The sequence below is a fragment of the Bradyrhizobium sp. USDA 4353 genome (assembly GCF_054063215.1).
Genome location: NZ_JBSSGB010000001.1, coordinates 140,189 through 152,893, shown reverse-complemented (window position 1 = coordinate 152,893; position 12,705 = coordinate 140,189). Strand labels below are relative to the sequence as shown.

The window sequence follows — 12,705 nt, the reverse complement described above, 5'->3', positions numbered from 1 at the left end:
TGTTTTGTTTTGAGCCGCTTTCAGGCGAACTGTCAGGCCAGCCGTCGCGGCGGCTCGACGCCGCCGAGCCAGGCCGAGATGCACTCGACCATCTGGCCATAATGCGCGCGAAAGCTCTCCTCGGTGACGTAGCCGAGGTGCGGCGTCAGCACGACGTTGTCGAGCCCGCGCAGCGGATGCGCCACCGGCAGCGGCTCGACCGAGAACACGTCCAGGCCGGCCCCCGCGATGCGCTTCTCGCGCAGCGCCTGCAAGAGCGCCACCTCGTCCACGATCGGCGCGCGCGAGGTGTTGACCAGATAGGCCGATGGCTTCATCCGCGCGATATCGGCGGCGCCGACCAGTCCGCGCGAGCGGTCGCTGAGCACGACGTGGATGGTGATGATGTCGGCGGTCGCGAACAGCTCGTCCTTCGCCGCGTAGCCGACGCCGGCCTCCTGGCAGCGCTCCGGCGTCAGATTAGGGCTCCAAGCGATCACCTTCATGCCGAAGGCCTTCGCCAGGCCCGCGACCTTGCTGCCGAGCTTGCCGAGGCCGATGATGCCGAGCGTCCTGCCCTCGATCTCGACGCCGCCGAGCGCCTGCCAAGGCTGTCCGGCATGCATCCGGGCATTCTCCTGGCCGATCTTGCGGGTGAGCTCCAGGATCAGGCCCATGGTCAGCGGCGCGGTGGGATCGCGGCCATATTGCGTGCCGCAGACGACGATGCCGCGGGCCTTGGCCGCTTCCATGTCGATCGCGGCATTGCGCATGCCCGAGGTGATCAGGAGCTTCAGCTTCGGCAGGCGTTCGATCAGGGTACGCGGAAACGGCGTCCGCTCGCGCATGGCGCAGACGATGTCGATGTCGGCCAGGGCGGCGGCCGCCGCGTCCTCAGTGGCGAAGGGGTGCGTGAAGGCGGTGACGTCCACCTGGTCGGCCAGCCGCGGCCAATCTGCCAGCGACAGGGCCGTATCGTAATAGTCGTCGAGGATTGCACAGCGCAGCCGCGTCATCGGCAGAGTCCATTCATCGGAAGAGGGCGCCATCGATGGACGCCGTCAGGAATGGAGCCATGCTTGCGCGTAAACGGGCAACGGCGCAAGGCGCCGCGTCGGGAGCAGGAGCGCGCCAGGCGCTCAGTCGAGATTGGCCTTGAGGCGGAACGCGGCGTCATCGCCATATTTGGCGCGCCAGGCGGGGCCCGGGCCGCGCATGTAATGCAGTTCCGGCCGGTACGGGTTGAAGGCCCGCGTGACGAATTCGCGCCAGAAGGTCCTGACGTCATCGAGCAGGCCGGATCGGCTCGGGCGTTCTGCCGCCACGGCGGGCAGGGAGGCTGACGAAAGGGTGGCCATGACGGGCTCTCGCTGTTGTCGTCTCGGGCTTTCGCCGGTTGGGCGCGCGGTTCTTGCGCGCCAAGCTCGAGTGTCCCGCCGAATTAATTAAAAGATGGTTGCAATTGTCGTGATCGACCGCACACATGGTGAGGGACCCGTAATCATCCGTGCCGGCCGGGGATGCTCGGACCCTCATTCTCCCGGTGATTGTCCCGGCCAATGACCGCCTCGCCGGTTGCCCTTTGGGGACCGCGCGGTTACATCAGCGGCAACCATTTTCCTTAAAATTCCGGCAGGTTTCGAGGGACACGCGATGGCGCGCCAGTTCGTCTACTTCATGCAGGGTCTGTCCAAGACCTATCCGACCCGCAAGGTGCTCGATAACATCCATCTGTCCTTCTATCCCGACGCCAAGATCGGCGTGCTCGGTGTCAACGGCTCGGGTAAGTCGACCCTGCTCAAGATCATGGCAGGCATCGACAAGGACTACACCGGCGAGGCCTGGGTCGCAGAGGGCGCGCGCGTCGGCTATCTCGAGCAGGAGCCGCAGCTCGATCCCAAGCTCACGGTGCGCGAGAACGTGATGCTCGGCGTCGGCAAGCAGAAGGCGATCCTCGATCGCTACAACGAGCTGGCGATGAACTACTCCGAGGAAACCGCCGACGAGATGACCAAGCTGCAGGACGAGATCGAGGCCCAGGGCCTGTGGGATCTCGACAGCAAGGTCGACCAGGCGATGGATGCGCTGCGCTGTCCGCCCGACGATTCCGATGTGACCAAGCTCTCCGGCGGTGAGCGCCGCCGCGTCGCGCTGTGCCGGCTGCTGCTCGACCAGCCCGACCTGCTGCTGCTCGACGAGCCGACCAACCATCTCGACGCCGAGTCGGTGTCATGGCTCGAAGGCCATCTGCGCAACTACCCCGGCGCGATCCTGATCGTCACCCACGACCGCTACTTCCTCGACAACGTCACCAGCTGGATCCTGGAGCTCGATCGCGGCCGCGGCATTCCCTACGAGGGCAACTACTCGTCCTGGCTGCAGCAGAAGCAGAAGCGGCTGGAGCAGGAGGGTCGCGAGGACGCCGCCCATCAACGCACCCTGGCGCGCGAGCAGGAGTGGATCGCGGCCTCGCCGAAGGCGCGCCAGGCCAAGTCGAAGGCGCGCTACCAGCGCTACGAGGAGCTGCTCAAGAAGGCCAGCGAGAAGCAGACCCAGACCGCGCAGATCATCATTCCCGTGGCCGAGCGCCTCGGCAACAACGTCGTCGATTTCGAGGGCCTGTCGAAGAGCTTCGGCGACCGCGTGCTGATCGACAATCTCACCTTCAAGCTGCCGCCCGGCGGCATCGTCGGCGTGATCGGCCCGAACGGCGCCGGCAAGACCACGCTGTTCCGCATGATCACCGGGCAGGAGAAGCCCGACGCCGGCACCATCACCGTCGGTGAGACCGTGCATCTCGGCTATGTCGATCAGTCGCGCGACGCGCTCGACGGCAACAAGACGGTGTGGGAGGAGATCTCCGGCGGCAACGAGCTGATCCTGCTCGGCAAGAAGGAAGTGAACTCGCGCGGCTATTGCTCGGCGTTCAACTTCAAGGGCGCCGACCAGCAGAAGAAGGTCGGCGCGCTCTCCGGCGGTGAGCGCAACCGCGTCCATCTTGCCAAGATGCTGAAGTCCGGCGCCAACGTGCTGCTGCTCGACGAGCCGACCAACGATCTCGACGTCGACACGCTGCGCGCGCTCGAGGAGGCCCTGGAGGATTTTGCCGGCTGCGCCGTCATCATCAGCCACGATCGCTGGTTCCTCGACCGCATCGCGACCCACATGCTGGCCTTCGAGGGCGACAGCCATGTCGAATGGTTCGAGGGCAACTTCCAGGACTACGAGAAGGACAAGATGCGCCGGCTCGGCCAGGACAGCGTGATCCCGCACCGGGTCAAGTACAAGAAGCTGACGCGCTGATTTCCGAACTCCCGGGGCGCGACGCGGTCTCTGTTCCGAGACAAAGCGTCGCGCCCCGGCTGCGGCCCCTTGTCGCTTTTCCGCGTGCTGCGATTGCGTAGATAGATGATCCGCAATCCCCCCCCGCCGCGAGATTCCTCACATGTCTTCTTCCGACGCGTCCCTGTCCTCCAAGGGCGGTGCGCTGCGCCCCATTCCCATGCTGATCTTCGGCTCGCGCTGGCTGCAGCTGCCGCTCTATGTCGGACTGATCATCGCGCAGGGCGTCTATGTCGTGCTGTTCCTGAAGGAGCTCTGGCACCTGTTCGCGCACGCCTTCGATTTCTCCGAGCAGCAGATCATGCTCGCGGTGCTCGGCCTGATCGACGTCGTGATGATCTCGAACCTGCTCGTGATGGTGATCGTCGGCGGCTATGAGACCTTCGTGTCGCGGCTCAACCTGCAGGGGCATCCGGACGAGCCGGAATGGCTCAGCCACGTCAATGCCAGCGTGCTGAAGATCAAGCTGGCGATGGCCATCATCGGCATCTCCTCGATCCATCTGCTCCGGACGTTCATCGAGGCCGGCGCGCTGTCATCGGGCAAGTCGACCTACACCGAGACCGGCGTGATGTGGCAGACCATCATCCACACGGTCTTCATTCTCTCCGCGATCGGCATCGCCGTGGTCGACAAGCTGTCGAACGCCGCGATCGAGGACGCGAAGCGGGCGGCGGAGCACTGAGTAAGGCAGTGCAAGTCGGTCGTTCACTTCCCGTTCGCATCGTGGTAGACATGGTTCATGACCGAGGTGGAAAACATCGTCCTTGAACATCTGCGTCTCATCCGGGGCACGCTCGATTTGCTTCGCGAGGATGTCCGCGAGGTGAAGCAGCGCGTGGGTGGGCTCGAGCGCGAAGTTGCCCACGTGCACGTCGAGCTTGGGCAGGTGCACGTTCGGATTGCCGAGCTTTCGGAGCGCGTTGACCGTGTTTCGGGTCGCCTCGAGCGCGTGGAGAAGCGCCTTGAGCTGACAGAAGCTTAGGGCGGACGCCCAGCAGTGCTGTTGCGCGCGCTCCTCGCTATTCTGCTGCTCGCGGTTTCGCCGCTTCTGTCGGTCTCTTACGCCGCCGACTCCGCCTTTACGCAATTCGTCGCCTCGCTCTGGCCCGAAGCCAAGGAGCAGGGCGTGTCGCGTGCGACGTTCGATGCCGAGACACGCGGCCTCGAGCCTGACTACAAGCTGCCCGATCTGCTGCTGCCCGGCCGTCCCGCGACCGGTGCGCCGGCGCAGGCCGAGTTCGTGCAGGTGCCGGCCGACTACATCAAGGAAGCCTCGATTGCCCGGCTGGCCGCGCATGGCCAGACGCTGATCCAGCAATACCGGCCGGCTCTGGCCGAGATCGAGCGCCGCTTCGGCGTGCCCGGGCCGATCGTGCTCGCGATCTGGGGCCGTGAGACCGATTTCGGCCGCTATGCGCTGCCGTATGACGCGCTGCGCGTGCTGGCGACGCAGGCCTATGTCGGCCGGCGCAAGGACCAGTACCGCACCGAGTTCATCATGGCGCTCAAGATGCTGAGCGACGGCGTGGTGACGCGCCGCGATCTCCGGGCGTCCTGGGGCGGCGCAGTCGGCCTGACGCAGTTCCTGCCGTCCGAGTACTACAAGCACGGCGTCGATCTCGACGGCGACGGCAAGGTCGATCTCTGGCACTCGGTGCCGGATGCGCTAGGCTCGGCGGCCAAGCAGCTCGCCAACAAGGGCTGGCAGAGCGGCGTGCGCTGGGCCTACGAGGTCAAGCCGCCGGCCAATGTCGATTGCACGATGGGCGTGCCGGAGGTGAAGAAGCCGATCGCGGAATGGCTGCGGGCCGGCTTCGTGCCTGTGCGTGGCCAGCGGCTGAGCGCCGCCGAGCAGCAGCAGCCGGCCTCCCTGCTGCAGCCCGAGGGCATCTATGGCCCGGCGTTCCTGACGACCGCCAATTACTTCGTCATCAAGGAGTATAATTTCTCCGACCTCTACGTGCTGTTCGTCGGCCACCTCGCCGACCGCATGACCAGCCCGGCCGGATTTGCAAGGCCGTGGTCCGCGTCCCAGCAATTGCGCAGCAAGGACGTCGAGGCGATGCAGAAGGGTCTCACGCGCCTCGGGCTCTATGGGGACAAGCTGGACGGCAAGGCGGGCATGCAGACCCGTGCCGCGCTCGGCACGTTCCAGAAACGGGCCGGCCTGAAGGTGGATTGCTGGCCGAGCGAAACGGTGCTGCAGGCGATCAACGCCGCGCGCTGACGGGGGCGGGTAGGCCCGGGAGCCAGACAGCAAAAAGCCCGGCCGCAGGGCCGGGCTCGTGCCGCATCGAAATGCGTGGTTTCGATCAGTAGCAGACGCGGACCGGGCGCGAGACCCAGCCATAGCCGTCCCAATAGCGCTCACGGCGCCACACGCACGGCGGCGGGGCCGGCGGGGGGGCTTCGACATAGACCGGGCCGCCATAGGCCGGACGGCTGGAGGCGATCGCGCCGCCGATCAGGGCGCCGCCGATCAGGCCCGCGGCCACGCCGGCCCCGACGTCGCCGGCCTTCGCAGCCGGTGCAGTCACGCTCAGCGAGCCGGCGATTGTCGCAACCGCAAGCACGGCGGTCAGGATCTTCTTCATCTTCCGAGATCTCCTGGAGGAGCGCCCCTGGAGGCGCCGGGTTGGTGATTCACGCTCGAAGGGCTGTCAGCATCGTGAGAAAACACGATAATCCGTCAACCCTCCGTAAACTCTCTCTGACCTGATGCGACGGAAAAACGGTTTTTTCTGGCCACGCCGGCCAGGATCATTCGAAATTCCGGTGCAAGGTCATGGAATTAATGAAGGTGAACGCTCACTCGCACACGCGCACGCGGCGGATCCGCCAGCCATAGCCGTCCCAGAAGCGCTGGCGCTGCCAGTAGCAGGCATAGCCGGGGTCGGACACATAGGCCGGGCCGCCATAGTACGAGTAGCCCGGTCCGTAGGAGTAGCCCGGCCCGTAGGAATAGCCCGGCGAGTACGAGTATCCGGGACCGTAATAATAGGGATTGCTGCCGGCGGCGATGGCGCCACCAATGAGCGCGCCGCCGATCAGCCCCGCCGCGACGCCTGCAGCAACGCGCCCGTTGCGCGCTTCAGCCGGGGCAGGAGCCAGCGCGGCGCTCGACACGGTCGCGACGGCGGCCAGGACCGCAAGAGTCTTCTTCATGACCTTTAACCTCTCTCACTCCAGGTCGGCAGATGGCGCATCAAGCCATGCCACACGTTCCCACATCCCGCTTGAATGATCAATGAACGGGCTCGCCCCATTGGACGACCCATCCGGAGAATGCGTTCAATGCTGCGTCGCACAAAAAACAACAGTCGGGAGAATGAATGCCCAGCGCCCTGATCGTCGCGGTCGCCATCTGCCTGGCTGCAGGCGCCTGCTACGTCCTGCTGGTCGTGGTGGATTGGACGCGACGGCGGAGCGGCGCCGATACGACAGGAGCGGACTCGGGCGGCTCCTGGCCGTGGGAATCGGGAACCTCCTCAGGCTGGTTCGGCAATACCGGGACGGACGTCATGGGAAATCCTGTCGATGGCGGCGGATCGGATAGCGGTGGCGACGGGGGTGGAGGCGACGGAGGCGGGGGCGATTGAAGGGGCGATTTGCAGTCAGTTTGATCTGCGACAAGATCGCATTCTTAGATCCGTTCTAGGTCAACTACGAGATTGGAATAGCTTCAAAAGCGCCGGTTTCCCTTTGCGCGGGGAGATGCGGATGACTATCGATAGCTGACCCAAGACGAGTGGCCGGTTCTCATGATTGTTTGTTCCTGCAACGTCATTAGCGATCACGACATCCGCAAGGCGGTGACATCCGCGGACGAATTGCCGCGGAGCCCCAAGCAGGTCTATGGCTGCCTGGGTTGCAGTGCGGAGTGCGGCCGTTGCGCGCGCACGATCAAGACCATCATCGACGAGGCGCTGGGGCCTTGCGCGCGCGCGTGCCAGTCGGGTTGCCCGCACGCCCATGCACATGCCCCCGCCCATGCACATGGCCACGCGCCCGCGGTAGCCGAGGACGACATTCAGAGCCGGTTCGCGCTGGCTGCCTGCTGACGTGCGTTTGCCTTCAATCTCGTCCCTTTCGCCCTAAAAATGCACATGATCGGGGGTCGTCTCCGAACTTCGAACCTGTTATGGAGCGCCTGCGGCCTCTAACTTTTTCGGAGCTTATCTATGCAGGGCGACCCCAAGGTCATCGAATATCTCAACAAGGGATTGCGCAGCGAGCTGACTGCCATCAACCAGTATTGGCTGCATTACCGCCTGCTCAACAACTGGGGCCTTCTGGAGATGGCCAAGGTCTGGCGCAAGGAATCCATCGAGGAGATGGAGCACGCCGACAAGTTCACCGACCGCATCCTCTTCCTCGACGGCTTCCCGAACATGCAGGTGCTCGACCCCTTGCGCATCGGACAGAACGTCAAGGAGATCATCGAGTGCGATCTCGCCGCCGAGATCGGCGCGCGGACGCTCTATCAGGAAGCCGCAACCTACTGCCACGGCGTCAAGGACTACGTGTCGCGCGACCTGTTCGAGCGGCTGATGAAGGACGAGGAGCATCACATCGACTTCCTCGAGACGCAGCTCGATCTGATCGGCCGCATCGGCCTCGAACTCTACACCCAGAAGCACGTCGGCGGACTCGAGAGCGAGCATTGATGCTCGCCGCCTTGCGGCGCCCCTCTCTGCAACAGGTCGGTTCAAGGCGAAGCTTTCAAGCCTTGAATCGACCGGCAAGGCCATCGCAGACATCGCGCGGGCTCAGTCGATCATCCCGAAGGCCGTCACCGGCATCGCCCAATAGACCAGCTTGGTGCCCGCGAAGGCGCTTCTGAGCCGCTCCAGCAGCCGCTCGCTGTCTGCTTCCTGCAGCACGATCCTCACCACGACCTCGTCGGCATGGCCCTTGACCCGCTCCGCCGTCGTGCGCAGCCGGACGCGGGCGCCGTGACCGGCGGCATCGGAGGCGGTGAAGCCGGAAACCAGATCCGTCTGCTCACTCAAGAAATCGAACAGCTCGTCGCGCAGCTCGCGCGGCGCGATCAGCGTCAGGCACAAGGCTTGGCTCGTCACATCGCCTCCTTCTTCGCCGCCCCATAGCGGCGATACAGGATCGGCAGCAGGATCAAGGTCAGCAACGTCGACGACAACAATCCGCCGATCACCACGATGGCCAGCGGACGCTGTACCTCGGAGCCCGGACCGGTCGCAAATAGCAGCGGGATCAGCCCGAGCGCGGTGATGCTGGCGGTCATCAGCACCGGACGCAGGCGGCGCCTGGCGCCCTCGACGACGATGCGCTGCTCGGACAGTCCGTGCGCACGGAGCTGGTTGAAATACGACACCAGCACGACCCCGTTCAGCACGGCGATTCCGAGCAGGGCGATGAAGCCGACGGAGGCAGGCACGGAGAGATATTCTCCGGTCGACACCAGCGCGAACACGCCGCCGATCAGCGCGAAGGGAATGTTCACCAGCACCAGCAGGGCCTGGCGTACCGAGCCGAACGTCGTGAACAGCAGCACGAAGATCAGACCGATCGCGACGGGCACCACGACGGAAAGCCGCGCGGCGGCCCGCTGCTGGTTCTCGAATTGCCCGCCCCAGGTCAGCCGATAGCCGGCGGGAAGCGGCAACTCGCCCGCCACCTTCTGCTGTGCGGCCTGAACGAAGCCGACCATGTCGCGGCCGCGCACATTGCTGCGCACCACGCTCATGCGATTGCCGTCCTCGCGGTCGATCTTGACCGGGCCGTCGACGCGCTGAATGCGCGCGACCTGCGACAGGGCCACGTGCTGTCCGGCCGCCAATGTCAGCGGCAGCATCGCCAGAAGCGTCGGCGCCTCGCGCGTGGTCTCGCTGCCGCGAACCAGGATCGGCGTCCGCCGCCCGTTTTCGAGCGCGGTGCCGATCGTGCGCCCCTCGATCTGGGTTCGCAAGGCGTTGGCGATCGAATCGACCGACAGGCCGAGACGGCCGGCTTCCAGCCGGTTGACGGTGACCGTGTAGTACTGCGCACCTTCGTTCAAGGTGGTGTAGACGTCCTCCGCGCCTTCCACGCTCGACAGGATCGCCGACAGCTTCGCCGCGATCTCGTTGAGCTTCGTGATGTCGGGTCCGAAGATCTTCACGGCGACGTCGCCGCGCACGCCGCTGATCATCTCCTGCACGCGCATGTCGATCGGCTGGGTGAAGCTCAGCGAGATGCCGGGAAAGTCCGACAGCACGTCGCGAAGCTTCTGTAGAAGCCCGTCCCTGTTCTCGCTCTGCCGCTGGTCGGCCGGCTTGAGCACCAGGAAGGTGTCGGTCTGGTTGGGGCCCATCGGATCGAGGCCGAGCTCGTCCGAGCCGGTGCGGGCGATGATGCCCGCGATATCGGGCACCTTCATCAAGGCCGTCTGCAGCCGGGCATTGATGGCCAGCGATTCATCGAGGTTGACGGAGGGCAGCGTTTCCACGCTGACGATGACGTCACCTTCATCCATCGTCGGCATGAAGGTCTTGCCAAGCTGGCTGTAGCCGAACCCAGCCGCGACCAGGCTGAGGACGGCCGCCATGATGACCTTGCGCTCATTGTCCAGCGCCCAGGCGAGCGCTGGCGTATAGATGCGCTGCGCGGCGCGGATCAACAGCGGATCTTCATGGGAAGCCGATTTGAGGGCGAACGAGGTCGCCACCGGGATCACCGTCAGCGCGAGCAGCAGCGAGGCGGCCAGCGCGAAGATGATGGCGAGCGCCACGGGGATGAAGAGCTTGCCCTCCAGGCCCTGCAAGGTCAGCAGCGGCACGAACACGATGATGATGATCAGCACGCCCGAGGCGACCGGCTGCAACACTTCGCACACCGAGCGGAACACGACGTGGATCAGGGGCGCGGTTCGGCCGGGATCATGCTTGCCGAGATTGCCGACGATGTTCTCGACCACGACCACGAGCGCGTCGATCAGCATGCCGATCGCGATCGCGAGGCCGCCGAGACTCATCAGGTTGGCCGACATGCCGACGGCGCGCATCACCAGCAGCGCGATCACGATCGCCAAGGGAAGGCTGAGCGCGATCACCAGCGAAGCGCGCCAATTGCCGAGGAAGAGCAGCAGCAGCACGATGACGAGCACGGTGGCCTCGCCGAGCGCCCGCACCACCGTTCCGACGGCGCGGTTGACCAGCCTGCTGCGGTCATAGAACACGTTGATGCTGACGCTGGCGGGCAGCGACGGCTTCAACTCCTCCAGCCGCGCGCGCACGTCGCGCACCAGCTGGCCGGCATTGGCGCCGCGCAGCCCGAGCACGAGGCCCTCGACCGTCTCGCCCTTGCCGTCGGTGGTCACCGCGCCATAGCGGGTGAGCGCGCCGATCTTGACGCGGGCGACATCGCTGACCCGGATCGGGACGCCGTCGCGGGTGTCGACGACGATGGCTCTGATGTCTTCGATGCCGCGGATGCTGCCCTCGATCCGCACCAGCGCGCTGTCCTCGCCCTGGTTGACGCGGCCGGCACCGTCATTGCGGCTGTTGGCCTCGATCGCCTTGCGGAACAGCTCGGAGGAGATGCCGCGCGCCGCCAGCGCGTCGTTGCGCGGCACGATCTCATAGGCGCGGACGTAGCCGCCGAGCGCGTTGACGTCGGCGACGCCGGGCACCGTGCGCAACGCCGGACGGATCACCCAGTCGAGCAGGCTGCGCCGCTCGGCGAGCGACAGCTCCGGGCTCTCGATCGTGAACATGAACATCTCGCCGAGCGGAGACGTGATCGGCGCAAGCCCGCCGCTGACGCCCTCGGGAAAATCGCGGGAGATGTTCGACAGCCGCTCCGACACCTGATTGCGCGCCCAATAGATGTCGGTGCCGTCCTCGAAATCGACGGTGATGTCGGCGAGCGCATATTTGGTCGTGGAGCGCAGGATCCTCTTGTTGGGCAGGCCGAGCAGCTCGAGCTCGATCGGCACGGTGATGCGCTGCTCGACCTCCTCGGGCGTGAGGCCCGGCGCCTTCATGATGACCTTGACCTGAACCGGCGAGACGTCCGGAAACGCATCGATCGGCAGGGTCGGCAGGAACACGGCGGCCGCGCCGAGCAGCAGCAATACGCTCAGGACGACGAAGAGCCGCTGCGACAGCGCGAAGGCGACCAGCCGCTGCAGCATCATTGCCCCAGCCGCGAGAGAATGCCGCGCAGCGCGGAGATGCCGCCAATGGCGACCTCGTCTTTCTCGGTGATCGGTCCGGACACGACGACGTGGTCCTGATCCTCTGCGAGCAGCGTGACGGCAACCTGACGGAAGCCGCCTTCCGTGGCGACGAAGATCGAGGTCTGCTCGCCGCGGCGGACGAGGCCGCTATAGGGAATCTCCCAGGCACTTTCGCCCGCCGAGATGAATCCGATCCGTGCCGCAGCAGTCTGGCCGGAATGCAGCTCGCCGTTGTTGGGGATCTCGGCGCGAACGAGGATGGTCTGCGTTGCGGCGTCGGTGGTCTCGGAGACCAGGATGACGCGGCCCGGCGTCGCGTAGCCGTCGATGTCGACGCGTGCGCCGGTCCTGATGGCGCCGATGTTGGTGGCAGGTATCGCGATCTCTGCCCAGAGCGGCGACAGCCGCGCGAGCTTCACCAGCGGCGCGGCCTGCTCCATGCGCTGGCCCGGCGATACCATGATGTCGACGACGGAGGCCGCCTGCGGCGCGTTCACGGTCAGCGTCGCGCTGATCGCCGCCTCATCGGTCAGGCGCCCGATGCTCTTGTCCGAGAGGCCGCTGAGATGCAGCATCTGCCGTCGCTCGGCGACCGTGATGCTGGCCTGACGTGCCTCGGCCTGGCTGGACTCCAGCACACGTTGCGGGATCGCCTTGCCCTCGAACAGGTCAGCATTGCGTTTCAACTGCTGAGTAGCGAGAGCCTCCTGGGCGAGTGCATGTAGGTACTCGCGCTGCAACGACACGAAGCTCGGGCTCTCGAGCGTCAGCAGCGGCTGTGCGACACTGACCCGATCGCCGCGCGCGACCGCGAGATTGGTGACCATGCCGGAGACCGGAGCGCTGACGACCCACAATTGCGGCGTCGGTATCACGATCTGCGCCGGGTAGGGCAGCGTCTTGTCGCTCCGGCTCGAGATCGGATGCGTGACGCGGATGCCGAGGTTCTGCGCCTGCGCCGGTGTGAGCTTCACATCCTCGGCCGACACGGCCGAGGGCGTCGCGCATGAGGCGATCAGGAGCAGCGCGCCTGCCAGACGGCAAGGTCGCGCAAGATAGGCAGCACGTGGCGCGGGCATCACTGAGCTCGTTTCCAGCTTTCAAAACGACAGGTCATCAGCTAGCCCGGACCGCGTCGGCGGCTGCTGAGCTGCATCAACATGTGGGCTCGCGACTGCGAGCGC

At 65.5% G+C, this 12,705-nt stretch carries 14 protein-coding genes; 7 read left to right on the top strand and 7 right to left on the bottom strand.

The features are described 5' to 3' along the window. Window positions 1-32: 32 nt before the first annotated feature. Window positions 33-995: a D-2-hydroxyacid dehydrogenase family protein gene (locus tag ACVILH_RS00670; RefSeq protein WP_456716834.1), complete on the bottom strand. Its 963-nt coding sequence runs from the start codon at window positions 993-995 to the stop codon at window positions 33-35. Window positions 996-1,118: 123 nt separating this feature from the next. Then, a complete protein-coding gene (locus ACVILH_RS00665; protein WP_456711153.1) occupies window positions 1,119-1,337 on the bottom strand; it encodes a hypothetical protein in 219 nt (72 codons plus the stop codon). Between the two features lie 295 nt (window positions 1,338-1,632). On the opposite strand from ACVILH_RS00665, the gene ettA reads away from it, so the two are divergent. From ettA to ACVILH_RS00645, 4 genes are all read left to right on the top strand, one after another. Further along, entirely contained in the window at window positions 1,633-3,282 is a 1,650-nt protein-coding gene (gene ettA, locus ACVILH_RS00660; protein WP_456711152.1) for an energy-dependent translational throttle protein EttA, read from the top strand. Window positions 3,283-3,424: 142 nt separating this feature from the next. Continuing rightward, window positions 3,425-4,006, top strand: coding sequence for a TIGR00645 family protein (locus tag ACVILH_RS00655; protein ID WP_456711151.1), 582 nt, complete (start codon window positions 3,425-3,427; stop codon window positions 4,004-4,006). Window positions 4,007-4,063: 57 nt separating this feature from the next. Further along, a complete protein-coding gene (locus tag ACVILH_RS00650; RefSeq protein WP_456711150.1) occupies window positions 4,064-4,306 on the top strand; it encodes a hypothetical protein in 243 nt (80 codons plus the stop codon). 18 nt (window positions 4,307-4,324) lie between these two features. Beyond that, window positions 4,325-5,551: a lytic murein transglycosylase gene (locus tag ACVILH_RS00645; RefSeq protein ID WP_456716833.1), complete on the top strand. Its 1,227-nt coding sequence runs from the start codon at window positions 4,325-4,327 to the stop codon at window positions 5,549-5,551. Between the two features lie 85 nt (window positions 5,552-5,636). Here ACVILH_RS00645 and ACVILH_RS00640 read toward each other — a convergent pair whose 3' ends face one another. Beyond that, the gene (locus tag ACVILH_RS00640; protein WP_006615582.1) at window positions 5,637-5,918 is read right to left on the bottom strand and encodes a hypothetical protein; all 282 of its coding nucleotides are present in this window, start codon (window positions 5,916-5,918) and stop codon (window positions 5,637-5,639) included. A gap of 214 nt (window positions 5,919-6,132) precedes the next feature. Further along, window positions 6,133-6,489, bottom strand: coding sequence for a hypothetical protein (locus tag ACVILH_RS00635; RefSeq protein ID WP_456711149.1), 357 nt, complete (start codon window positions 6,487-6,489; stop codon window positions 6,133-6,135). 167 nt (window positions 6,490-6,656) lie between these two features. Between ACVILH_RS00635 and ACVILH_RS00630 the strand changes: the two genes are divergently transcribed. From ACVILH_RS00630 to bfr, 3 genes are all read left to right on the top strand, one after another. After that, on the top strand, window positions 6,657-6,923 hold the full coding sequence (locus ACVILH_RS00630; RefSeq protein WP_456711148.1) for a hypothetical protein: 267 nt from the start codon (window positions 6,657-6,659) through the stop codon (window positions 6,921-6,923). Between the two features lie 162 nt (window positions 6,924-7,085). Beyond that, complete coding sequence (locus ACVILH_RS00625) at window positions 7,086-7,385, top strand: (2Fe-2S)-binding protein (protein WP_456711147.1); 300 nt, start codon at window positions 7,086-7,088, stop codon at window positions 7,383-7,385. 120 nt (window positions 7,386-7,505) lie between these two features. Then, window positions 7,506-7,991 (top strand): bacterioferritin, encoded by a 486-nt coding sequence (gene bfr, locus ACVILH_RS00620; protein WP_015665016.1) that lies wholly within the window; start codon window positions 7,506-7,508, stop codon window positions 7,989-7,991. Window positions 7,992-8,093: 102 nt separating this feature from the next. Here the strand turns inward: bfr and ACVILH_RS00615 are convergent, their stop codons facing one another. The 3 genes from ACVILH_RS00615 to ACVILH_RS00605 are packed head-to-tail and all read right to left on the bottom strand — an operon-like array spanning window position 8,094 to window position 12,600. Next, window positions 8,094-8,405 carry a DUF3240 family protein gene (locus ACVILH_RS00615; protein ID WP_456711146.1) on the bottom strand — a complete coding sequence of 104 codons (312 nt, stop codon included), beginning with the start codon at window positions 8,403-8,405 and terminating at the stop codon, window positions 8,094-8,096. Next, a complete protein-coding gene (locus ACVILH_RS00610) occupies window positions 8,402-11,479 on the bottom strand; it encodes an efflux RND transporter permease subunit (protein ID WP_456711145.1) in 3,078 nt (1,025 codons plus the stop codon). The genes ACVILH_RS00615 and ACVILH_RS00610 overlap by 4 nt, the downstream gene beginning before the upstream one ends. Further along, window positions 11,476-12,600: an efflux RND transporter periplasmic adaptor subunit gene (locus tag ACVILH_RS00605; RefSeq protein WP_456711144.1), complete on the bottom strand. Its 1,125-nt coding sequence runs from the start codon at window positions 12,598-12,600 to the stop codon at window positions 11,476-11,478. The genes ACVILH_RS00610 and ACVILH_RS00605 overlap by 4 nt, the downstream gene beginning before the upstream one ends. Window positions 12,601-12,705: the final 105 nt, after the last annotated feature.

Coding starts and splice junctions, on each gene's coding strand:
- ACVILH_RS00670 (WP_456716834.1), bottom strand. CDS start 995: ATGACGCGGCTGCGCTGTGCAATCCTCGACGACTATTACGATACGGCC.
- ACVILH_RS00665 (WP_456711153.1), bottom strand. CDS start 1,337: ATGGCCACCCTTTCGTCAGCCTCCCTGCCCGCCGTGGCGGCAGAACGC.
- ettA (WP_456711152.1), top strand. CDS start 1,633: ATGGCGCGCCAGTTCGTCTACTTCATGCAGGGTCTGTCCAAGACCTAT.
- ACVILH_RS00655 (WP_456711151.1), top strand. CDS start 3,425: ATGTCTTCTTCCGACGCGTCCCTGTCCTCCAAGGGCGGTGCGCTGCGC.
- ACVILH_RS00650 (WP_456711150.1), top strand. CDS start 4,064: ATGACCGAGGTGGAAAACATCGTCCTTGAACATCTGCGTCTCATCCGG.
- ACVILH_RS00640 (WP_006615582.1), bottom strand. CDS start 5,918: ATGAAGAAGATCCTGACCGCCGTGCTTGCGGTTGCGACAATCGCCGGC.
- ACVILH_RS00635 (WP_456711149.1), bottom strand. CDS start 6,489: ATGAAGAAGACTCTTGCGGTCCTGGCCGCCGTCGCGACCGTGTCGAGC.
- ACVILH_RS00630 (WP_456711148.1), top strand. CDS start 6,657: ATGCCCAGCGCCCTGATCGTCGCGGTCGCCATCTGCCTGGCTGCAGGC.
- ACVILH_RS00625 (WP_456711147.1), top strand. CDS start 7,086: ATGATTGTTTGTTCCTGCAACGTCATTAGCGATCACGACATCCGCAAG.
- bfr (WP_015665016.1), top strand. CDS start 7,506: ATGCAGGGCGACCCCAAGGTCATCGAATATCTCAACAAGGGATTGCGC.
- ACVILH_RS00610 (WP_456711145.1), bottom strand. CDS start 11,479: ATGATGCTGCAGCGGCTGGTCGCCTTCGCGCTGTCGCAGCGGCTCTTC.
- ACVILH_RS00605 (WP_456711144.1), bottom strand. CDS start 12,600: ATGCCCGCGCCACGTGCTGCCTATCTTGCGCGACCTTGCCGTCTGGCA.